Raw genomic sequence first — 20,304 nt, 5'->3', positions numbered from 1 at the left:
TACGGGCCGGTGGGTTGGCCGGGCAGGCGGCGGGGGCACGAGGATGGGGGCATGCCGTTCACACTGAGCCACCCCGCCGCCGTCCTGCCCCTGCTGCGCCGGGCCGGGGCGCGCGGGCCGTTGGTCGCGTCGGCGCTGGTCGCCGGCTCGATGGCGCCCGACGTGCCGTTCTTCGCCGAGTCACTGCTGCCCGGGGTCTACGCCCACGGCGGGCTGACGCACAGCTGGTGGGCGGTGCCGACGCTGGACGTGGCGATCGCCGGGGCGCTGGTGGCCGGCTGGCACGGGCTGCTGCGCGGACCGCTGGTGGCACTGCTGCCCGAGCGGTGGGCGGGCGGTGCCGAGGCGTTGACGACCCGCCGGGCCGCCACCACGGCGGACCCGGGCACGGACCCGGGCACGGGCGCGGGCGCGGACACCGAACCGGGCGCGGGCGCTGGTGCCGACGCGGTGTGGTTCGCGGCGTCAGCGGCGATCGGCGCGGCCACCCACGTCGGCTGGGACGCGTTCACGCACGGCGGCCGGCTGGGCGTTCGGCTGCTGCCCGTACTGGACCGGTCGGTGGCCGGTGTGCCGCTGTACGAGGTGCTGCAGTACGGCAGTTCGGCGCTCGCCCTGGTGGCGATGGGCGGCTGGGCGGCGCGGGCGGTACGGGCGGTCGAGCCGGTGCGGCCGGCCGTCGGGCTCGCGCCCCGGACACGGCGGACCGCCGTCGCGGTGCTGGGCGCGGCGACGGCGGCCGGGGTGCTGCACCGGCTCAGTCCGCTGAAGCGGAACCTGGTGCCGGAGGTGTGCTTCGGCGCCGGCGCGGGGCTCGCCGTGGGCGCCGTCGGATACGCGGCGGCGGTGGCGGTCGCCCGCCGGCTGCGCGGCGGGCGACCGGGGCCGAGGACGGGGGCCGCGAGCAGCCCCCGGGCCGACGTCCGTCAGACGGAGCGCAGTTCGGCGTAGCGGCGCAGGAAGAGGGCCTCGGTGAGGGCCATCCGCTCCAGCTCCTGCGGGTCGACGCTCTCGTTGACCGCGTGGATCTGGGTGGTCGGCTCCTCGACGCCGATCAGCACGATCTCGGCCTGCGGGTACAGCGAGCGCAGCGTGTTGCAGAGCGGGATCGAGCCGCCCTCGCCGGAGGCCACCATGTCGGTGCCGAAGGCCTCGGCCATGGCCTCGCCCATCGCCTCGTACGCCGGGCCGGTGGTGTCGGCCCGGAACGGGGAACCGCAGCCCTGGCGCTCGACGGTGAGGTCGGCACCGAGCGGGACCTGCGCCTCCAGGTGGGCGACCAGCGCCTCCTGGGCGGCGGTGGCGTCCATGCCCGGCGGGACGCGCAGGCTGATCAGGGCCTTGGCGGCGGCCTGGACGGAGGAGGTGGCGCCGATCACCGGCGGGGCGTCGATGCCGAGCACGGTGACGGACGGGCGGGCCCACAGGCGGTCGGCGATGGTGCCGGTGCCGGTCAGCGCGACGCCGTCGAGCACCTTGGCGTCGGAGCGGAACTGCTCCTCCGGGTACTGCACGCCCTCCCAGGTCTGGTCGGCGCTCAGCCCGGCGACCGCGACGTCGCCGTTCTCGTCGTGCAGCGAGGCGAGCATCCGGACCAGCGACTGCAGCGCGTCCGGGGCGGCACCGCCGAAGGCGCCGGAGTGCAGGTTGCCGCCCAGGGTGGTGACCGAGGCCTCGACCACCGTCATGCCGCGCAGCGAGGCGGTCACCGTGGGCAGGCCGGGGGCGAAGTTGCCGGTGTCGCCGATGATGATGGCGTCGGCGGCGAGCAGCTCGGGGTGGGCCTCGGCGTAGCGCTCCAGGCCGCCGGTGCCCTGCTCCTCCGAGCCCTCCACGATGATCTTCAGACCGACCGGGTAGGCGTCCCCGTACACCTGGCGCAGCGCCCGCAGGGCGGTCAGGTGCATCAGGATGTTGCCCTTGCAGTCGGCGGCGCCGCGCCCGTACCAGCGGCCGTCACGCTCGGTCAGTTCGAAGGCGGGGCTGAGCCAGGCGTCCGCGTCCAGCGGCGGCTGGACGTCGTAGTGCGAGTAGAGCAGCACGGTCGGCGCGCCCTCGGGGCCCGGGAGCTCGGCGTAGACGGACTGGGTGCCGTCCGGGGTGTCGAGCAGCTGGACGTTGGTCAGGCCCTCGGCGGCGAAGGCGTCGGCGACCCAGCGCGCGGCCTTCTCGCACTCCTCGACCGGGAACTGGCGCGGGTCGGCGACCGACGGGAAGGCGACCAGCTCGGCGAGGTCGGTGCGGGCACGGTCCATCAGGGACCGGACGGCGTCGGCCAGGGGCTGTGACATCGGGGCTCCGAGGGGATGCGTCCGCCCGCGGGGTGCTGCGGGCGGAGGGGGCGGTTGGGGTACCGCCGATCATAGGCGGAGCGGGTTCCGGGGCTCGGGGGCCGGGGGTTCGGGGCCCGCGAGCCGGGAGCCGGGGGCTCGGGGCCCGCGTGGTCGGGTGTGGTCGGGCGCGGTCGGGTGGCCGGAGCCGTGCGGCGGGTTCGTGAGGACGCTCGGGCGGTGCTGCGTCCGGCGGGGCGGGCGGACGCATAGGATTGCTCGACGTGACTGACTCCGGAAGCTCCGATTCCCGTAGCCCGCTCGACAGCCCGAACGACGACGGGACGGCCGCGCCGCTCGGCGACCCGGCCTCGCCGCCGGACGGCGTCTGGGACGTCGTGGTGGTCGGCGCCGGACCGGCCGGCTCCTCGGCCGCCCACGCGGCCGCCGCCCAGGGCCGCCGGGTGCTGCTGCTCGACAAGGCCGAGCACCCCCGCTACAAGACCTGCGGCGGCGGCATCATCGGCCCCTCCCGGGACAGCCTGCCGCCGGACTTCCGGCTGCCCCTGCAGGACCGGGTGCACGCCGTCACCTTCGCGTACGACGGGCGGTACACCCGGACGCGGCGCTCCCAGCGGATGCTGTTCGGCCTGGTCAACCGGGACGAGTTCGACCTGCGCCTGGTGCAGGCGGCCAAGGCGGCCGGGGCGGTGCTGGTCACCGGAGTGACCGTCACCGGTGTCGAGCAGCGCGGCGGCGAGCACCGCACCGCGCTGGTGACGGCCGCCGACGGACGCACCTTCGAGGCCCGCGCGGTGGTCGGCGCGGACGGCAGCGCGAGTCGGATCGCCCGCCACGTCGGCGTCACCTTCGACCAGATCGACCTCGGCCTGGAGGCGGAGATCCCGGTGACGCCCCAGGTCGCCGCGGACTGGGCGGGCCGGATCCACCTCGACTGGGGCCCGCTGCCCGGCAGCTACGGCTGGGTGTTCCCGAAGACCGAGACCAGCAGCCTGACCGTCGGCGTCATCTCGGCGCGCGGCGACGGGGAGCGCACCAAGCAGTACCTCGCCGACTACATCCGGCGGTTGGGCCTGTCCGGCTTCACCCCCAGGGTCGAGTCCGGGCACCTGACCCGCTGCCGGGCCGAGGACTCGCCGCTCTCCCGCGGCCGGGTGCTGGTCGCCGGGGACGCGGCCGGACTGCTGGAGCCGTGGACCCGTGAGGGCATCTCGTACGCGCTGCGCTCGGGCCGGCTGGCCGGCGAGTGGGCGGTGAAGGTCGCCGAGGCGGGCAACGCGGCGGAGGTGCGTCGCGAGGCGCTGAACTACGCGTTCGCCATCAAGGCCGGGCTGGGCGTGGAGATGCGCGCGGGCAAGCAGTTGCTGGGCGCCTTCGAGCGGCGGCCGTACCTCTTCCACGCGGCGGTCAGCCTGGTGCCGGCGGCGTGGCGGGCCTTCGCCCGGACCACCCAGGGGCACACCACCTTCGCCCAGGTGCTGCGGCAGAACCGTGCGGCGCGCAAGCTGATGTCGATGGCGTCGCGGTAGGGCCCGGCGCCGCCGGCCGACGCCCGTGGCCGGTGCCGGGCAGACGCCGGGCCGGTGCACCGGTGCGGGGCGGGTGGTCCTCCCGTGGTGGAGGAGCACCCGCCCCGTTCCCGTTCCCGTTCTTGTGGCGTGGCGTGGCGTGGCGTGGCGTGGCGGTCGGCTTCGGGCGCTCGGTACCGGGGCGCCGGCGTCGGCTACCTGAGGCCGGTGTCGAGGGCGGTCATGAGCGTGCCGGACGGGGTGTCGCCGGACATCTCCCAGATCATGCCGCCGAGCAGGTCCTTCGACTTGAGGTAGGCCGTCTTCTGGGCGATCGACCAGGCGTCGTCGAAGGTCCACCACTGGCCGCCGGCTCCCGTGTAGCCGTACGTCGCACCCGACTTGGGGTCGTGGTAGACGGTGAGGCCGGGCACGCCGGTGATCAGGTTCTGGTACCCGCGGGTGCCGGCCTCCTCGGCGAACTGGCCCGGTGCGGCCCCGCTCGCGGACTGCCAGACGCCCTTCGCGCCGCCGTCCGCCACGCCCTGCCAGCCGCGCCCGTAGAACGGGAAGCCGATGGTGAGCTTGCGCGGGTTGACCCCGGCGTCGAGGTAGGTCCGGACGGCCGCGTCCACGCTGAAGTGGCTGCCGTACGGGTCGTTCGGGTCCGGGAAGAGGTTGGCCTGGTGGCCGGTGCGGTTGGGCTCCCAGGAGTTGTCGCTGCCCGAGCCGTGGAAGTCGTAGCCCTGGACGTTGGCGATGTCCAGCGAGCCGATGATCCTGCCGAGGTCCCATCCCGCGGAGACCTTCGCCGGGTCGGCCGGGGTGAAGGCGGTGAGCAGCTTGTGCGAGCCGCCCGTCGCGTCGAGCTGCTTGCGGAACTCGGCCAGCAGCAGGGTCAGGTTGTCCTTGTCGGCGGCGCTCCAGTGGTTGCCGGGGTGGCCGTCGCCGGAGCCGGGCCACTCCCAGTCGAGGTCGATGCCGTCGAAGATCCCGGCCGCGACGCCGTCGCCGCCGGCGCCGTTGTAGGCCGGCAGGTTGCCCTTGATCCAGGTGTCGACGCAGGACTTGACGAACTTCCGGCGGGAGGCGTCGGTGGCGGCGACGTCGGAGAAGTACTTGGAGTACGTCCAGCCGCCGAGCGAGACGACCACCTTGAGGTTCGGGTACTTGGCCTTGAGCTTCTTCAACTGGTTGAGGTTGCCGCGGAGTTTGCCCCAGCCGTCGTCGGCCACGCCGTCCACCGACTGGTCGGCGCTCATCGGGCGGGCGTAGTCGGCGTCGGCGTCACCGGCTCCGGTGCCCTGGTCCGGGTCCTGGGGGTTGGAGGTGGTGCCCCTGGTGACGCCCGCGAGGCAGGTCAGGTTGACCGGATCGATGTTCTCGAAGGCGTAGTTGACGACGTCCAGCTTGGCGGCGCTGCCCGAGGTGTCGAGGTTCTTGACGAAGTACTGGCGGCCGTAGATGCCCCACTGGACGAAGTAGCCGACCCGGGCGTACTTTCCGGCGCCGACCAGGTCCGAGGTGGTCGCGGTGAGCGGGGCGGAGGCGGGCGAGGCGTTGTCGGCGGCGTCGCGGGCCCTCACCGTGAAGGTGTAGGTGGTGGACGGCGAGAGGCCGCCGACGGTGGCGGTGAGCGTCTTCCCCGTGACCGTCGCCACCGGGGCACCGCCCTGGTAGACGTCGTACGCGGCGACCCGGACGTTGTCGGTCGCGGCGTTCCAGGCGAGCGTCACGTCCGTCGAACCGACCGCCGTGGTCCGGAGGCCGGTCGGCGCAGTGGGCGGAACGGGGTCGGTGGACGGGTCGAAGGTGGCGGCGGTGACGGGTGCGCTCGACGGGCCGGTGTTGCCGCGGCTGTCCCTGGCGCGGACGGACAGGGTGTACGAGGTGGCCGGGGTGAGGCCGGTGACCAGGGTGCCGGTGGTCGGGCTGGAGGCGAGGACGGTGCTGCCGTTCAGCACGTCGTACGTGGCGACGGGGAAGTCCCCGCCGGTGGCGGCCGGCCAGCTCAGGGCGAGCGTGTGCGCGGTGGACTCGGTGACCGTCGGGGTGCCCGGGGCGGACGGCGGGACATCGGGGGTGCCGTCGCACTTGTCGCCGTTGATGCGGCAGTTGAGCGGGGTGGATACCGGGCCGCTGCCGACGAACCAGAAGCTGTACGGCTCGGTGGTGGCGTGGGCGTTGACGGTGGAGTTGTAGAACGCGGCGACCACGCTGACGTGTCGGCCGGTGACCGTGGCGGTGCCGTTGTAGCTGTTGCCGATGGTGACGCCGGCCGGGAGGTCGAACTCCAGGGCCCAGCCGGACACGGCGGTCGCGTTGTCGTTGTGGACGACGTAGGTGCCCTGCCACCAGGAACCGTTGTCGGCGGTGGTGAAGGTGGCGGTGAGTCGTCCGGCGGCGTTCGCCGGGGCGGCGAGCGCGGTGAGCGTGGCGAGGGGGAGGAGCAGGACGGCGAGCAGTGCGAGCAGTCTGCTGCGCACGCGCGGGCGTCCGGCCCGGGATCGAGCGGACATGGTTCTCCCTGTGACTGTGGGGTTGGAACAGGGGGTGTAGAACCGGGTTTGATCCGTGTGCGATCGGCGCCTGTGCCGTGGGGGGTGAAGGCATGGGAACTGTAGGAGGACTGGACCAATGCGTCAACAGGTCTGTACCACCAAACTCGTCGGCTGGTCGCCCTCGTCGGCTGGTCGCCCTCGTCAGCTGGTCGCCACCGTCATCTGTTCGCGCCCGTCAGCTCGTCCCCGAGCGGGCTGCGCCGGTACAGCACCGAGCGGCCGTGCCGGGCTCGGGTGACCAGGCCGGTGGCGGCGAGGACGGACAGGTGCTGGCTGACCGCTCCCGGGGTGACGCCGAGGCGGTAGGCGAGGTCGGTGGTGGAGGCGGGTTCGGCGAGCAGGGTCAGCAGCCGGGCCTTCGGCGCGCCGACCAGGGCCTCGACGGCCTGCGGCGGCACCGGCGCCCCCCGGCCGGCCATGCCCGCCTGTCCGCGCGCCGGGTAACTGATCTGCGGCGCGCGGTCGTTGCTGATCATCGTGATGGCACCGCGGACGAAGAACGTCGGGCACAGCACCAGGCCGCGCCCGTCCACGGGGGTCTCCACGTCCCCGTTCGTCCAGTTTCGGTGGATCGACAGGACGCCGTTCTCCCAGTGGAGCCGGTGGTCCAGGTCGGCGAAGAGCGCCGCCGCGCCGTGCTGGGCGAGCAGCCGGGCGCGGTAGACCAGGTCGGCCTCCAGTACCGCGCGGGCCTGCGGCCACCAGGTGGGAGCGAGACACACCTCCCAGTACTCCTCCAGCGCGTCGCAGATCCGCGCCAACAGCCGTTCCGGGCGGGCGAGTCCGGCGGCGATCCCAGCGGGAAGCGGTTGGCCCTGGGACAGGAAGGTCTGCTCCATCTCGGCGCGCAGGTGCTCCGGCGGGAACGCGCGCACGATGGCGATCTCGGCGCGGAACTCGGGGGCAGGGGAGGCCGGGCGGGGCGTCAGGAAGTCGGGAACGAAGCGGTTCTCGGCGACGAGCGAGAGCAGCAGGCGGCAGTCCAACCGCTCGAAGGAGGGCCTGAGCTGCTCGAAGGCCCGGGTCTGAAGGTGGTAGACGCCCGGGTGGGTCCACATCCGCAGGCCGAGTACGGCCTCGTGGATCGGGGAGACGGCGAACCAGGTGGTGGCGAGGTCGGCCAGGCGGAGCGTGAACCGGTGCACAGGGCGCCCTTCTGCCGGGATCCGGCCGGGGCCGGCGGCGCCCGACTCTGATTTAGCCATAGCCTAAAGGAGTACCCGGGCCGCTCCGGCGGGCGGTGGGATCCGTGCATGACCACCTCGACGGCGGAGTCCTCCGCATCTTCCCGTGCCGTGCCCGAACCACCGGCTACCTCCGATTCCGCTGCCGCGCCCGAAGGGGGCGCCGTTGACGCCGTTGACGCCGTGGGTCATGACGCTCCGTCGGGCCGCGCTGGGAGCGGAGTCGCCGCTGCTCTGCGGGGGCGCCTCCACCCCGATCCGACGGTCCGTCGGCTGGCCGGGATCACCCTGGTCAACACGATGGGCAACGGCCTCTCGCTGTCCGTCGCGGTGCTGTTCTTCACCCGGGTGCTCGGCCTGAGCGCCGCCCAGTTGGGACTCGGGATGACGGCCGCCGGCCTGTGCGGGGTCGCCGCGAGCGTGCCGGCCGGCCGGGCCGCCGACCGTTGGGGCGCCCGCCGGGTGCTGGTGGTGCTGGTGTCGGTGCAGGCGGTCGGCACCGCCGGGTACGCGCTGGTGCACAGCTACCCGGCCTTCGTGGCGCTCGCCTGCCTGGTCTCCGGCGTGGACCGGGGCTCCGCCGCCGTGCGGAACGCGCTCTACGCCGAGGTGCTTCCGGCCGACCGCCGGGTGGCGGGGCGGGCCCACCTGCGGGTGGTGACCAACATCGGGATCTGCCTGGGGACGGGCCTCGGCGCGCTCGCGCTCCAGGCGGACACCCGGCCGGTCTACCTGACGGCGATCCTGGCCGATGCCGCCTCCTTCGTGGCCGTCGCCGTGCTGTTCCAGCGCCTCGTCGTGCCGCCGCGCCCGTCAGTGGCGGGAACGCCGGTGCCCGGACCAGTGCCCGGAACAGCGCCCGGAACAGCGCCCGGAACGCCGGCCTCCGAGCCGTCGGCGAACAACGACGTCCCGAACCCGTCGGACCCGTCGGACAAGGGCGTCAAGCAGGGGCGCCGGCGCAACCCCGCGCTGCGGGACGGTCCGTTCGTGGTCGTGACGGTGCTGAACGCCCTGCTCTGCCTGCAGTTCGCCGTTCTGGAGGTCGGTGTGCCGCTCTGGATCGTCCAGGAGACCGCTGCGCCGCGGATCACCGTCGCGGGCACCCTGATCGTCAACACGCTGCTGGTGATCGCCCTGCAGGTGCGGGCCACCCGGGGTACCGAGGAACGCGCCGGAGCCGCCCGGGCCTGCGGGCGCGCCGGTGTGGTGCTCGCCGCGTCCTGCCTGGTCATCTCGCTGGCGCACGGCCTGCCCGCGATCGCCGCGGCCGCGGTGGTGCTCGGCGGGGTCGCGTTGCAGTCGCTCGGCGAGGTGAGCGCCCAGGCGGGCGCCTGGGCGCTCAGCTACGACCTCGCGGGCGAGCGCGACCACGGCGCCTACCAGGGCGTGTTCAACGCGGGGACGGCGGCCGCGCTGATGGCCGGTCCGGCGCTGGTCAGCACCTTCGTGATCGGGTACGGCGCGGTCGGCTGGGTCGTCCTGGGCGCGCTGCTGGCGGCCGCGGGCCTGGCGATGCGTCCTGCCGTGCGGTGGGCCGGGCGGCGGGACGCGATCCTCACGGCGTCGTGAGTCCGGTGGGGGGCGGACGGCGCGGTGCGCCCGGGCGTGGCGGTGCGCCTGGGCACGGCGGTGCGCTCGGGCACGGCGGTGCGGGAGGAGGCCGCGGCGCGGGGCCGGTTGCTCCGGCCGGTTACTCGGGGAGGACCGCCAGGGCCTCGATCTCGATCAGCACGTCGGGCCTGAACAGGGCCACCACCTGCATCGCGGACGCGGCGGGCAGGGGCAGGGCGCCCAGGTACTCGTCGCGGGCCTCGCGGATGTCCGCGAGGTAGGCGATGTCGGTCATGAAGAAGGTGAACTTCACGACGTGCTCGAACCCGGCCCCGGCGGCGGCCAGGCAGCGGCGCAGGTTCTCGAAGACCTGCCGCGCCTGGGCCTTCGGATCGCCCTCGCCGACCAGGTTCCGCTGCTCGTCGAAGGCGACCTGGCCGGACACCTGGACCAGTCGGCCGGTGCCGGTGACGACCTGGGTGTAGCCGGTGCCGGGTGCGACACCGGGAGGCTCGGCGATGTGGGTGAGGTGAGAGGTGGTCATGCCGCGGATCCTGACGGTGATCCGCCGCCGTCGCAAGTTCCGACTCCGGTCGGCCGCACGGCCTCAGCGCACCACCTCGGGCAGCTCGCGCAGGAACGGGCGGTCGGTGGCGGCGAGTTGGGCGGCCGGCCCACCCGAGCGCAACACCACGTCGAGGACGGCGTCCGGATCGGCGGCGTAACCACCGCTGGCCCAGGCCGCGTTGGCTTCCACAACCGCCCAACGGCCGTTCTCCGTAAGCCCGATGTCCACCACGGAGGCGCCCGGCAGTGGCGCCCCTGCCGCCGAGGCCGCCAGGACGTCCCGGGTGAACGCGAGCACCTCGGCGGCCGCCCCGTCGGGTGCCCCCGCGGACCCCAACGGCGCGACGGACAGCTCGCCGTCCACCGCGTACCGCGAGCCGGCCCGCACCTCGCCGTCCAGGACGAACAGCCGGTATTCCGTGACGAACCGCACCACCTCGCTCACCAGCACCGGCGTGTCGGCGTCCAGCACCTCGGGCCCCGGCAGGGCACCGCCGTCGGGGTAGACCCGGGCGGCGAACAGCTTGTCCGCCGGCGGCTTGACGAACGCCGGGCGCCGCAGCCGACGCGCCTCGGCCAGGGTGGTGGCGGTGACCCGGCGCCCGGTCAGGGCGAGCGGCAGGCGGGTCAGCCAGTCGGCGGCCGGCTCCAGCAGGCCGAGGCCGAGCTCCCGTCCGACGGCGTCAGCGAACAGCGGCCCGCCGTACACGTGGACCCGCGCGTCGAGCAGCTCGCGCGGGGCCTGCCAGGACGTCGCGACGCACGCCCGCAGGCCGCGGCGCCCGGCGGCGGTGCGCAGCTGGAGGCCCGTCTCGTTGATGCGTGGGGCGAGGAGCAGGACGCGGGTGTCGGTGGCCATGGCGACGATGCTGCCGTGGTGGAGGCGGGGGTCGCCAGCGGATTTCGGCTCGTGCGCGGCGGGCCGGTCCGGGTGTGGCGGCGGGCCGGTTCCGTGCGCGTCGGCGGGTCGGTCGCGGTCGGGCCGGTGGGTGGGTACCGTCGGCGGCTCGGTGGGTGCGGCGGGTTGGCTCTGGCCGAGGGGCGGGTGGGCGTGCCAGAGTCGTCCGGGCGCCGTCCGGGCACCCCGGACCGCGCCCGCAGTCCGACCCACCCTCACCCGGAAGGCAGGCCCCGCCGATGACCAGCGCAGAGCCCCTCGTCCGCGTCAGCACCGCCGACGCCGTCACCACGCTCACCCTCGACTCGCCGCACAACCGCAATGCGCTCTCCACCCGGCTGATGGCCGAGCTGCGCGCCGGGCTGGTTGCGGCCGCGGCCGACCCGGAGGTCCGCGCCGTGGTGCTCGGGCACACCGGCAAGGTGTTCTGCGCGGGTGCGGACCTCTCCGAGGCGACCGGGGCGGACCCGACGGTCGGACCGCGCGGACTGGTCGAGCTGCAGCGGGCGATCGTGGACTGCACCAAGCCGGTGATCGCGGTCATCGACGGGCACGTCCGGGCCGGCGGCCTCGGCCTGGTCGGCGCGGCGGACCTCGCCGTCGCCGGACCGGCCTCGACCTTCGCTTTCACCGAGGTCCGGCTCGGCCTCGCGCCCGCCGTCATCTCGCTGCCGCTGCGCCCCAAGCTGGAGCCGCGTGCCGCGTCCCGCTACTACCTCACCGGCGAGGTCTTCGACGCCGCCGAGGCCGCACGGATCGGCCTGATCAGCAGCGCCACCGGGTCCGCCGAGGACACCGGCGTCGTGCTGAAGGGCCTGCTGGACGCGCTGCGCCAGGGCTCCCCGCAGGGGCTGGCGGAGTCGAAGCGCCTCGCCAACGCCGATGTGGTGCGCTCCTTCGAGCGTGACGCCGACGAACTGGTCGAGCTGTCGGCGCGGCTGTTCGGCTCGGAGGAGGCGCAGGAGGGCATGCGGGCGTTCCTGGAGAAGCGGCCCGCGCGCTGGGTTCGCTGACCGCTGGGTGTGCCGGCGCGGCTGCTCGGGTCGCGCCCGTCCGCTTGCCCGCCCGGTCAGCGGGCGTCAGGCCCCCGGCGGCCGACGTCGCGCTCAGCGGACCACCGCTGCCTCCCGCCAGAAGTCGAGCAGGCTCCGGTCGCCCGCCTGCTCGACGCCCGGGGCCTGCTCGGCTGGCAGCCGGTTCCACAGCATCAGGTAGAGGTCGCGGGCGGGGCCGGTGAGGGTCAGGTCGGCCGCACCGGTGCTCTCGCCGGTGGTGACGGCCGGCGGCTCCTGGGTGATCGTCAGCAGCCAGGAGCCGGGGCCGTCGGTCGTCCGGACCCGGAGGGTGCGCGGCCGGTCGCTGCGCAGCTCGGTCCGGCTGCGGGTCATGAAACCGCGCACCAGTTCGTCGATGCCGTCCAGGGCGAGCACGGTGTCCACGGCCGGGCCGGGCGCCCCGGCGGCCGCGTCGGCGTCGTGGCGGTGGACGGCGGTCTCGTGCGCCTGGCGCCGGGCCCAGAACGCCAGCGGGCTGGACGCGGGCAGGAAGGTCCAGCAATCGAGGTCGGCCGGCGCTTCGGTGAGCGCGTGCACCAGGGTGGCGTGCCCCTCGCGGTACCAGTCGAGCAGCGCCGCGTCCGACGGCATCGGTCCGACGGCGGCCTGCTCGCCCGCGTCGTCCAGCGGCGCCTGCAGCGCCCGGGACGGGAACGCGGTGGCCCATCGGTGCACATGACCGACGTGCTGCAGCAGGTCGCGCAGTCGCCACTCCGGGCAGGTGGGGACCGGGGCGGACAGGTCCGTACGGGCGGCGGCCTCGGCGAGCCGGACGCCCTCGTGCCGCAGTGCGTCGATGTGCTCGATGATCTCCATGGCGCGGAGTCTTCCATCGCGGATCGTCGACGGGCGCGGAATTCGGACATTCCTTCGAGTGACTTGGGAGTGAGGGTCGGGGTCTGCCGCCTGCGGCCCGCAGGTGCGGCGGGCCCCGGTGGGCTCCGGCGGTGGTGCGGCCGGGGCGGGAGGGGCCGGTGTGATCTTGGCCGCCCGGCGGCCGGGCTTCCGCTACGGGCCGGTAACGTGAGCGCATGCCGATAACCCGTTCCCTCGTCTCCGCCGTCCGGGCAGGTGGCCGCCGTGTCGCCGGACGCCTCGTCCACCGGGGCTGGCGCTGGGTGCAGCGGACCGGGGCGGTCACCAACCAGAGCCCCGGACCGTACCGGTTCGGCGAGCTGGGGGACGGTACGACCCTCGCCTTCCCGCTGGGGGCGGTGTTCAACGAGCAGTGGATCACCATCGGACCGTTCTCGATCATTGGTGAGCGGGTCACCATCAGCGCCGGTTTCCTGCCCGGCCTCGACCTCGGGCCGGAGCCGATCGTGCGGATCGGCGGCGGCTGCGTGATCGGCAGGGACAGCCACATCGTCGGCCACCAGTCGATCGTGCTCGGCGACGACGTGTGGACCGGGCCCGGCGTCTACATCTCCGACCAGGCGCACGAGTACCGGGCCACCGACCTGCCCATCGGCAAGCAGTGGCCGCGCAACGAGCCGGTGGAGATCGGTGCGGGCAGCTGGATCGGCACCGGTGCGGTGATCCTGCCGGGGGCGCGGATCGGCCGCAACGTGGTGGTCGCGGCGGGCGCGGTGGTGCGCGGCGAGGTGCCCGACCACAGCGTGGTGGCGGGTGCACCGGCCAAGGTCGTCCGTCGCTGGACCGAGGAGGAGGGTTGGCAGCCGCCGCTGCGCCACGAGGCGCCGCAGCCGGTGCCGGAGGGCGTGACGGCGGAGCAGCTGCGCGCCTTGGTCGGCTGGGACCTCAGGTTGCCGGGGCAGCAGGACTGACCATCGTTTTGTCGATCCTTCAGGCGGATTTTCCGTTCGTCCTGTGGTGCATCGGCTAGTGTGCCGTTCGTTCGATTCTGATCGACTTATGGAACGGGGGACTTCCATGCGCAACCGTCTCGTCGGCGGCCTCGCCACTGCCGCGATCGTTCTGGCGGCCGGGATCGCGACCGCGCCCGCCGCGTCGGCGCAGGCCTCGCAGTACTGCGGCTACACCGGCGCCCAGCCCACCCTGCGGTACAACAGCACCGGTGACGCGGTGAAGCAGCTCCAGTGCGAGCTCAACCACGTCCCGTACTCGTCCGGGAGCGCCCGGCTGAGCGAGGACGGGGTCTGGGGCAACGCGACCGACGCGGCCGTCTGGCGGTTCCAGCGGTGCGCAGGCATCGGGCAGGACGGCGTCGTCGGCCCGCAGACCTGGGACAAGCTGAACGGCTGGGTGCTGGCCCACGCTTCTCTCGACTGCTGAGCTCGGGTTCTCCGAGGCCCACGGCCTCACTGATGGCCGGGCCTCGCGGACTCTCCGGCCGGACCACCGGCCGGGGGCTCCGCAGGCACCCGTGCTGTCGCCGTCCGGTGAACGGCGGCGGCGCGGGTGCGCGGCGATGTCCGGGGCTGGTGGGAACTAGCGTATGAGGGACGCCTGTTCGGCGGTCCGTGCGGCGATGGCGGCGGTGATCCGCAGGACGTCGGCGGGGCGGGCCGGGTCCAGACCGGTCAGCGCGGCGATCCGGCGCAGCCGGTAGTCGACGGTGTTCGGGTGCAGGTGCAGCGCGCTCGCGGTGTGCCGGCGGTTGAGGCCCCCGGCCAGGTGGGTGCGCAGGGTGGTGAGCAACTCCCCGCCATCGGCCAGGGGTTCGAGCAGTGCCGCGAGTCGGGCGCGGGCCCGGCTGGGCCGGGTGAGCTGGTACTCCAGCAGGACGTCGTCCAGCAGGTGCAGTCCCGGTGGGCGGCCGAACGCCCGGGCGATGTCGAGGACTTCGTACGCGAGGGCGGCCGCCTCGGGCACATCGGCGGGTACGGCGGCGGCCGCCCCGGCGAGGATCAGAGCGCCGGCCGCCCGGGCCGCGGCGGTGAGGGCGGTGGCGAGCTGCGGCCAGGGCACGTCGGCGTCGCCGTCGGGTGGCTCCAGCAGTTGCGCCGGGACCTTCGGTGCTCCCGGAACTCCTGCCGTTCCCTTCGCTGTCGCCTGCGCCCTCGGATTCCACGATGTCGGAGGCATGGGACTCGCCGGTGACTCCGGCGACGCCGGGGATCTCGGTGTCGGGTCGAACGGAACGAGGACCAGTCCACCCGACGGCGTGAGCGCGGTGAGCGCCGACTGCCGGGTGCGGTGGTCGAGTTCGGCGACGAGCCGGCGGAGCTTGCGGCGGGCGGCGACACCGGGGTCGACCTCGGGGGAGTGCTCGTCGGGGTGGTCCGCGACGGACAGGCAGAGCACGGCGTAGTGGGCGGGCAGCCGGAGCCCGGCCCGGGTGGCGGCCTCGTCGGCGGGGGTGCCCGCGAGCAGCGCGGTGAGCAGGGACTGCCGGGCCGTCCACCGCAGGTCGGCGGTCGGGCGGCGTCCGTCCAGGTAGCCCGCGCCGGCGGTGGTGGTGGCCTGGCGGAGCTGGTCGAGCAGCAGTCGGTTGAGGACCAGCAGCGCGGCGGCGTCGCCCTCCCGGGCGTGCCGGGTGACGAACTCCCAGCACACCTCCAGCCCGAGGTGGTGGGCGAGCAGGACGGCGTCCAGCGTCAGGCCCTCCTCGGCCCGCCGGGCGGCGGCTTCCCGGACGGCGGCGAACTCCTCGGCGGGGGCGGGAAGTCCGGTGCGCACGGTGTGGGCGAGGGCGCGGATCCGGCGCTCGGTGTCCCGGGTGAGTTCGCCGGTGAGCTGTTCGCGGGGAAGGCGGCGGTAGACCGGCACGCGGTCCAGCAGGGCGTCGATCACGGAGCGCGCCAACTCGTGGACGCCACAGAGGAGCCGCTGGTCGGCCGGGAGGCCGCCGATCACCGGGATGCGCCAACCCGGTTCCTGTGCCGAGGTGTTCGGTGGGGTGCAGTGGGGTGCGTTGTGACCGGTCACAGAGAACACCGTCCAGGTCTGGGGAACGCCCAAGGGCCGGGCCGGAGGGGCGACCGCATGATGGAGCCCTCGGGTTACCTGTTGGTAACAAACTTCCGCTGTGGAGGCAACAGTTGAGAACCCCACTTCTCCGCTTCTCCGCAAGTCCCTCGCGGCGCGGGCTCGGTGGCGCATTCGGCGCGGCCCTGCTGGCGGGTGCGCTGCTGGTGGGCGCGACCGCCGTGCCCGCGAGCGCGGCTCCGGCGATCGCCGCTCCGGCCGCTGCCGCCGCTACCGGTGACGCCGCCGCTACGGCCAATCCCGGTGACGCCGCCTCGTCGGCCGCTGCCGCCGAACTGCCGCCCGACGGCGACACGGTGGCCTCGCCGCCCGGCGCCAACGACTGGACGTGCCGGCCGACCGCCGCCCACCCCGACCCGGTCGTCCTGGTGCACGGCACCTTCGCCAACCGCTACGAGAACTGGCTGGCGCTCTCCCCGCTGCTGAAGGGCCTCGGGTACTGCGTCTTCGCCCTCGACTACGGGACCATCCCCGGCATCACCTCGACCGGCAGCGGCCTGCTGCTGCCGATCGGCGGCCTCGGTGCGGTGCCCGACTCGGCGGCCCAACTCGCCCGCTTCGTGGACCTGGTGCGCAACGCGTCGGGCGCGGCCAAGGTCGACATCGTCGGCCACTCGCAGGGAGGCATGCTGCCGAACTACTACCTGAAGTTCCTCGGCGGCGCCTCGAAGGTCGACAAGCTGGTCGGGCTCGCGCCGTCCAATCACGGCACCACGCTCGACGGGATCGTCAACCTGGCGCCGTACTTCCCGGACGTCGCGAACCTGATCTACACGGTCTGCCAGGCCTGCCGGGACCAAGCGGTCGGCTCCGACTTCAACAGGACGATGGCGTCCCGGCCGGACACCGTGCCGGGGGTGAGCTACACGGTGATCTCGACGGTGTACGACGAGGTCGTCACCCCGTGGCGGACCCAGTTCCTGAACGGTGCGAACGTCGACAACGTGGTGCTGCAGAACCACTGCCCGGTCTCGCTCGTGGAACACGTCGCGATCGCGTTCTCGCCGACGGCGCTGCACCTGGTGACCAACGCCCTGGATCCCGCGCACGCCACGCCGGTGCTCTGCGGCTGATCCGGCTCGCTCGGTTGGCCGGGTTGGCCGGGTTGGCCGGGTTGGCCGGGTTGGCCGGGATGGCCGGGCGACGGTGCTCCCGCCTCCGTGATCCGGGGGCGGGAGCACCGTCTTTCGTCGGTACGCGCTGCGGCCCGGGTGTCAGCGTGTCGGACGGAAGGCGACGACGGCGGTGACGCCGTCCGGGCGCAGCTCGTGCGTGCCCGGTGCGTCCAGCAGGGCGGCGTCGTAGCGGGCGAGCTCGGCGCCGCTGACGACGGCCGCGCCGGCGAGGCAGACGAGGAGGACGGTTCCTCCGGCCGGGACCTCGACCGTGACGGGCGCGGTGGCCAGGTCCACGGCGGCCTCGACCCGCCCGCGACGTGTCATCACGTTGAAGTCCACCACCGGGCCGGACAGCAGGCGGCAGTCGGTGGCGGCATCGCCGGAGAACGGGAACGGCCGGTACGGGGTGTCCACCAGCTGCTCGACGCCGTCGACGGTGAGCGCCATGCCGGCACCCTCGACCAGGGTGATCACGCGGTCGATGCCGGGGAACGGGGAGAACGGTCCCGCCGAGGCGACGTCGGCCAGGCTGACCCGCCAGTCGAAGCGGTCCAGCCCCGACCCGACCGGGAAGCCGGCGACCTCCCTGGTCACCCCGCCCCCGTTGAGCCACGCCGTTGCCGGGCGCTCGCCGGCCCGCAGTACCTGGAAGCGTTCGCTGGTCGTCATGGCCCCGCATCCTGCCACTGCTCGGGCGGTTCCGTCAGCTGGGGAGGGCCGAGGGGGCGAGGGGCCGGAGGCGAGCAGGTGACGGAGAACGGATGACAGCCGACAGCCGACAGCCGACAACAAACAGATGACAGCTGACAGATGTTGAAATCTGTCAGCTGTTCTTTGTCATCTGTCGACGCCCGCTGCCCGTCGCCCGTCGGCTACCGGAACCGCCGTCCGACCGAGAGCGGCAGCAGCGCCGCGGCAGTCGCGGCGACCGCGACCGTGGTGAGGGCCAGCGGCAGTCCGGCCGCGTCGGCCAGGAACCCGATCACCACCGGGCCGATCAGCATCCCGCCGTAACCGAGCGACGAGGCGAGCGCGACGCCCTGCGGGCCGCCCGCCTCGCCGGCCCGGGCGATGGCGAGCGGGAAGAGGTTGGCGAGGCCGAGCCCGACCAGGACGAATCCGCAGATCGCCACCGGCGCCACCGGGGCGAGGGCCGCGACCAGCATCCCCGCCGCGGCCGTCAGCCCGCCGAGCAGCATCAGCCGGGTCTGGCCGAGCCTGATCGACAGCCAGGTCCCGCCGACCCGCCCGCTCGCCATCGCGAACGCGTACGCGCCGTAGCCGGTCGCCGCCACTGCGGAGCTCGCGTGGACGTCGTCGGTGAGGTGCAGGGTGGTCCAGTCGGCGATCGCGCCCTCGCCGTACGCGGTGCACAGCGCGGTGACGCCGAGCAGCAGCACCAACAGTCGGGTGGCCTTACGGCCCGCGCCCGCGCCCGCGTCGCCGTCGCCGCCCGCGCCGGCCGTCGGACCGCCGTCCGCCCGTCCGGCCGCACGGCGGGGTGTCGGGGTGGGCGCGACCAGCGCCGCCGCCGGGCTGCGCATCAGCACGACGCCCGCACCGACCGTGACGGCCATGCCGAGTAGTCCGCTGAGCGCGAGTGCCCACGCGGTGCTCAGTGGCCCGGCGAGCAGTCCGCTGACGCCCGTACCGAGCAGTCCGCCGAAGCTGTACCCGGCGTGGAAGCTGGGCATGACCGGCCGCCGCAGCTGCGCCACCAGGTCGACGGCGGCGCTGTTCATCGCGACGTTGGCGCCGCCGTACCCGGCGCCGAACAGCAGGAGCGCGGCGCCGAGCGCGGCCACCGAGTGGGCGTGCGCGGGCAGCAGGACGGCGAGGCTGAGCAGGGCGAGCGATCCGACGGTCACCGGCCGCGAGCCGTACCGCAGGCAGAGCCGGCCGACCATCGGCATGGTGAGGACGGCCCCGATCGACAGGCAGAGCAGGGCGAGTCCGAGGGCGCTGTGCGAGGCGCTGACCTGCCTGCGGACATCCGGGATGCGCACGACCCAGGCGGCGAAGAGGAAGCCGTCGACGGCGAAGAACGCGGTGAGCGCGGTGCGGGCGGGGCTCCAGGGGCTGTCGGCCACCGGGGGTGTGCTGCGAGACTGGGAGGGCAGGTGGTCCGGTATCGGGCGGGCGTGGATTTTGTTTCGAAGCGACACAAAGTCACAATAGGGGCGTGCAGCTCTCACCTTCAAGTCCGAAGCCGTCGAGCCCGAGTCCGTCGAGCCCGAAGCCGTCGAGCCCGAAGTCGTCGAGCCCGAGGCCCGGCGCGGGGAACGACTCCGACGCGCAGCGCGACGGCCACCGCCGCGCGGCCCCCGACCGCGGTCGGACGCTGCTCGGACCCGCCCTCTCGCTGATCCACACCGGGCAGACGCCGACCCGCTCGGCACTCACCCGCGCGCTGGACGTCACCCGGGCGACGGCCGGTGCCGTCACCGCCGAGCTGGAGGCGCTCGGCCTGATCACTGTCGACTCGCGCCCGGCCGGCGGCGGCCGCGGTCGGCCCTCGCACCGGCTCGCGATCGACCCGCAGGGCCCGGTCGTGATCGCCGGGCAGATCCACGCCGACGGCCTGAGCGTCACCCTGGCCGGCCTCGGCGGGCTGCTCGACGCGCCCGTCCACCTGCCGCTGCCCGCCGCCACCGACCCGGTCCGGATGCTGCGCGCCGTCGCCGAGGCGGGTGCCGAACTCGCCCGCGCGACCGACCGCCGCTGCCTGGGCGCCGCGCTGGCGCTGCCCAACCCGGTCACCGAGCCGGACGGAACCGCGCTCGCCGCGCTGCACTTCGCCTGGCCCAGCGGCACCCCGGTCGCCGACCTGTACGACGTCGAGGTCGGCCGCGCCGACCACGGCCCGAACGCGCTGCGCCCGCTGCCCACCGCGATCGCCAACGACGCCAACCTCGCCGCGCTCGCCGAGTACCGGCACGGCGCCGGCCGGGGCGCCCGCCACCTGCTGTTCGTCACCTCCGGCCACCGCGGCGTCGGCGGGGCGCTGGTGATCGACGGCCACCTGCACACCGGCAGCGCCGGGCTCGCCCTGGAGGTCGGTCACCTCACCGTCGACCCGCAGGGTCGGCCCTGCGTGTGCGGCAACCGCGGCTGCCTCAACGCGGAGACCGACCCCGACGCGCTGTTCGCCGCCGCCGGTCTCAGCCCGGAGCCGGGGCGCCCGCTGCTCGACCAGGCGCGCGAGCTGTGCCGGGCGGCCGCCACCGACGACCGGGCGCGGGCGGCGGTCGAGCACGTCATCGACCGGCTCGGGCTCGGGCTGGCCGGTGTCGCCAACATCCTCAACCCCGACCGGGTGGTCCTCAGCGGCCTGCACCTCGACCTGCTGGAGGCCGCGCCCGAGCGGCTGCGCGCAGTGGTCGCCGAGCGCAGCCTGTGGGGGCGCAGCGGACGGGTGCCCATCGTCGGCGCGGAGCTGACGCACGGCGCACTCGCCGGCGCGGCCGAGCTGGGCTGGGGGCCGTACCTGGCGGATCCGCAGTCGGTGCCCGTCCGCGTCGGCTGAGCCCTCGGGTCCGACGGGTCGTCGAGGCGGTGTGGTGAGTCAATAAGCGGAAGCTGGATCTTCGGAAATGGTCACTTATCGTGACACTCATACACTCGTAGTGAGCAGTGGGGGGCCATCGCGAGGGAGA

At 74.3% G+C, this 20,304-nt stretch carries 17 protein-coding genes; 8 read left to right on the top strand and 9 right to left on the bottom strand.

Features of this window, described 5'->3' with window-relative positions; all coding sequences use genetic code 11:
- Positions 1 to 51: 51 nt before the first annotated feature.
- A complete protein-coding gene (locus ACZ7KX_RS36895; protein WP_470330323.1) occupies positions 52 to 951 on the top strand; it encodes a DUF4184 family protein in 900 nt (299 codons plus the stop codon).
- On the opposite strand, the gene ACZ7KX_RS36890 is transcribed toward ACZ7KX_RS36895, so the two are convergent.
- Positions 927 to 2,291 carry a dipeptidase gene (locus tag ACZ7KX_RS36890; protein ID WP_350526172.1) on the bottom strand — a complete coding sequence of 455 codons (1,365 nt, stop codon included), beginning with the start codon at positions 2,289 to 2,291 and terminating at the stop codon, positions 927 to 929. The two genes, ACZ7KX_RS36895 and ACZ7KX_RS36890, sit on opposite strands and share 25 nt — an antisense overlap.
- 263 nt (positions 2,292 to 2,554) lie before the next feature.
- Here ACZ7KX_RS36890 and ACZ7KX_RS36885 point away from each other — a divergent pair, with 263 nt between their 5' ends.
- Positions 2,555 to 3,820 carry a geranylgeranyl reductase family protein gene (locus ACZ7KX_RS36885; protein WP_470330322.1) on the top strand — a complete coding sequence of 422 codons (1,266 nt, stop codon included), beginning with the start codon at positions 2,555 to 2,557 and terminating at the stop codon, positions 3,818 to 3,820.
- A 194-nt stretch (positions 3,821 to 4,014) separates the two neighbouring features.
- Here ACZ7KX_RS36885 and ACZ7KX_RS36880 read toward each other — a convergent pair whose 3' ends face one another.
- Together ACZ7KX_RS36880 and ACZ7KX_RS36875 are read right to left on the bottom strand one after the other, a co-directional pair.
- On the bottom strand, positions 4,015 to 6,318 hold the full coding sequence (locus ACZ7KX_RS36880; RefSeq protein WP_470330321.1) for a glycosyl hydrolase family 18 protein: 2,304 nt from the start codon (positions 6,316 to 6,318) through the stop codon (positions 4,015 to 4,017).
- 200 nt (positions 6,319 to 6,518) lie between these two features.
- Entirely contained in the window at positions 6,519 to 7,505 is a 987-nt protein-coding gene (locus tag ACZ7KX_RS36875) for an ArsR/SmtB family transcription factor (protein WP_470330320.1), read from the bottom strand.
- Positions 7,506 to 7,613: 108 nt separating this feature from the next.
- On the opposite strand from ACZ7KX_RS36875, the gene ACZ7KX_RS36870 reads away from it, so the two are divergent.
- Positions 7,614 to 9,116, top strand: a complete 1,503-nt coding sequence (locus tag ACZ7KX_RS36870) for an MFS transporter (RefSeq protein ID WP_470330319.1) — start codon at positions 7,614 to 7,616, stop codon at positions 9,114 to 9,116.
- 121 nt (positions 9,117 to 9,237) lie between these two features.
- Here the strand turns inward: ACZ7KX_RS36870 and ACZ7KX_RS36865 are convergent, their stop codons facing one another.
- Together ACZ7KX_RS36865 and ACZ7KX_RS36860 are read right to left on the bottom strand one after the other, a co-directional pair.
- Complete coding sequence (locus ACZ7KX_RS36865; protein ID WP_396553347.1) at positions 9,238 to 9,642, bottom strand: RidA family protein; 405 nt, start codon at positions 9,640 to 9,642, stop codon at positions 9,238 to 9,240.
- Positions 9,643 to 9,705: 63 nt separating this feature from the next.
- The gene (locus ACZ7KX_RS36860) at positions 9,706 to 10,524 is read right to left on the bottom strand and encodes an ATP-grasp domain-containing protein (RefSeq protein WP_470330318.1); all 819 of its coding nucleotides are present in this window, start codon (positions 10,522 to 10,524) and stop codon (positions 9,706 to 9,708) included.
- A gap of 278 nt (positions 10,525 to 10,802) precedes the next feature.
- Here ACZ7KX_RS36860 and ACZ7KX_RS36855 point away from each other — a divergent pair, with 278 nt between their 5' ends.
- Positions 10,803 to 11,576, top strand: coding sequence for an enoyl-CoA hydratase family protein (locus tag ACZ7KX_RS36855; protein WP_470330317.1), 774 nt, complete (start codon positions 10,803 to 10,805; stop codon positions 11,574 to 11,576).
- Positions 11,577 to 11,669: 93 nt separating this feature from the next.
- Here the strand turns inward: ACZ7KX_RS36855 and ACZ7KX_RS36850 are convergent, their stop codons facing one another.
- Complete coding sequence (locus ACZ7KX_RS36850; RefSeq protein WP_470330316.1) at positions 11,670 to 12,434, bottom strand: maleylpyruvate isomerase family mycothiol-dependent enzyme; 765 nt, start codon at positions 12,432 to 12,434, stop codon at positions 11,670 to 11,672.
- Between the two features lie 215 nt (positions 12,435 to 12,649).
- Here ACZ7KX_RS36850 and ACZ7KX_RS36845 point away from each other — a divergent pair, with 215 nt between their 5' ends.
- Together ACZ7KX_RS36845 and ACZ7KX_RS36840 are read left to right on the top strand one after the other, a co-directional pair.
- Complete coding sequence (locus ACZ7KX_RS36845) at positions 12,650 to 13,405, top strand: acyltransferase (RefSeq protein WP_350526180.1); 756 nt, start codon at positions 12,650 to 12,652, stop codon at positions 13,403 to 13,405.
- A gap of 106 nt (positions 13,406 to 13,511) precedes the next feature.
- Positions 13,512 to 13,874 carry a peptidoglycan-binding domain-containing protein gene (locus tag ACZ7KX_RS36840; protein WP_470330315.1) on the top strand — a complete coding sequence of 121 codons (363 nt, stop codon included), beginning with the start codon at positions 13,512 to 13,514 and terminating at the stop codon, positions 13,872 to 13,874.
- Positions 13,875 to 14,030: 156 nt separating this feature from the next.
- On the opposite strand, the gene ACZ7KX_RS36835 is transcribed toward ACZ7KX_RS36840, so the two are convergent.
- Complete coding sequence (locus ACZ7KX_RS36835) at positions 14,031 to 15,470, bottom strand: PucR family transcriptional regulator (RefSeq protein ID WP_470330314.1); 1,440 nt, start codon at positions 15,468 to 15,470, stop codon at positions 14,031 to 14,033.
- 221 nt (positions 15,471 to 15,691) lie between these two features.
- On the opposite strand from ACZ7KX_RS36835, the gene ACZ7KX_RS36830 reads away from it, so the two are divergent.
- A complete protein-coding gene (locus ACZ7KX_RS36830) occupies positions 15,692 to 16,603 on the top strand; it encodes an esterase/lipase family protein (RefSeq protein WP_470330334.1) in 912 nt (303 codons plus the stop codon).
- 141 nt (positions 16,604 to 16,744) lie between these two features.
- Here the strand turns inward: ACZ7KX_RS36830 and ACZ7KX_RS36825 are convergent, their stop codons facing one another.
- Entirely contained in the window at positions 16,745 to 17,317 is a 573-nt protein-coding gene (locus ACZ7KX_RS36825; protein ID WP_470330313.1) for a HutD/Ves family protein, read from the bottom strand.
- 203 nt (positions 17,318 to 17,520) lie between these two features.
- Positions 17,521 to 18,738 carry an MFS transporter gene (locus ACZ7KX_RS36820; protein WP_470330312.1) on the bottom strand — a complete coding sequence of 406 codons (1,218 nt, stop codon included), beginning with the start codon at positions 18,736 to 18,738 and terminating at the stop codon, positions 17,521 to 17,523.
- A gap of 251 nt (positions 18,739 to 18,989) precedes the next feature.
- Between ACZ7KX_RS36820 and ACZ7KX_RS36815 the strand changes: the two genes are divergently transcribed.
- Complete coding sequence (locus ACZ7KX_RS36815; protein ID WP_470330333.1) at positions 18,990 to 20,174, top strand: ROK family protein; 1,185 nt, start codon at positions 18,990 to 18,992, stop codon at positions 20,172 to 20,174.
- Positions 20,175 to 20,304 lie beyond the last annotated feature (130 nt).

This window comes from Kitasatospora sp. NPDC038210, assembly GCF_055600605.1.
Note: the sequence above shows the minus strand (reverse complement) of the source record. Positions and strands in the feature narration are given on the sequence as shown.

What these genes read in the sequence shown, in the direction of transcription:
- ACZ7KX_RS36840 (WP_470330315.1), top strand. Translation starts at nt 13,512, where the DNA reads ATGCGCAACCGTCTCGTCGGCGGCCTCGCCACTGCCGCGATCGTTCTG.
- ACZ7KX_RS36865 (WP_396553347.1), bottom strand. Translation starts at nt 9,642, where the DNA reads ATGACCACCTCTCACCTCACCCACATCGCCGAGCCTCCCGGTGTCGCA.
- ACZ7KX_RS36860 (WP_470330318.1), bottom strand. Translation starts at nt 10,524, where the DNA reads ATGGCCACCGACACCCGCGTCCTGCTCCTCGCCCCACGCATCAACGAG.
- ACZ7KX_RS36850 (WP_470330316.1), bottom strand. Translation starts at nt 12,434, where the DNA reads ATGGAGATCATCGAGCACATCGACGCACTGCGGCACGAGGGCGTCCGG.
- ACZ7KX_RS36845 (WP_350526180.1), top strand. Translation starts at nt 12,650, where the DNA reads ATGCCGATAACCCGTTCCCTCGTCTCCGCCGTCCGGGCAGGTGGCCGC.
- ACZ7KX_RS36890 (WP_350526172.1), bottom strand. Translation starts at nt 2,291, where the DNA reads ATGTCACAGCCCCTGGCCGACGCCGTCCGGTCCCTGATGGACCGTGCC.
- ACZ7KX_RS36825 (WP_470330313.1), bottom strand. Translation starts at nt 17,317, where the DNA reads ATGACGACCAGCGAACGCTTCCAGGTACTGCGGGCCGGCGAGCGCCCG.
- ACZ7KX_RS36895 (WP_470330323.1), top strand. Translation starts at nt 52, where the DNA reads ATGCCGTTCACACTGAGCCACCCCGCCGCCGTCCTGCCCCTGCTGCGC.
- ACZ7KX_RS36880 (WP_470330321.1), bottom strand. Translation starts at nt 6,318, where the DNA reads ATGTCCGCTCGATCCCGGGCCGGACGCCCGCGCGTGCGCAGCAGACTG.
- ACZ7KX_RS36855 (WP_470330317.1), top strand. Translation starts at nt 10,803, where the DNA reads ATGACCAGCGCAGAGCCCCTCGTCCGCGTCAGCACCGCCGACGCCGTC.
- ACZ7KX_RS36870 (WP_470330319.1), top strand. Translation starts at nt 7,614, where the DNA reads ATGACCACCTCGACGGCGGAGTCCTCCGCATCTTCCCGTGCCGTGCCC.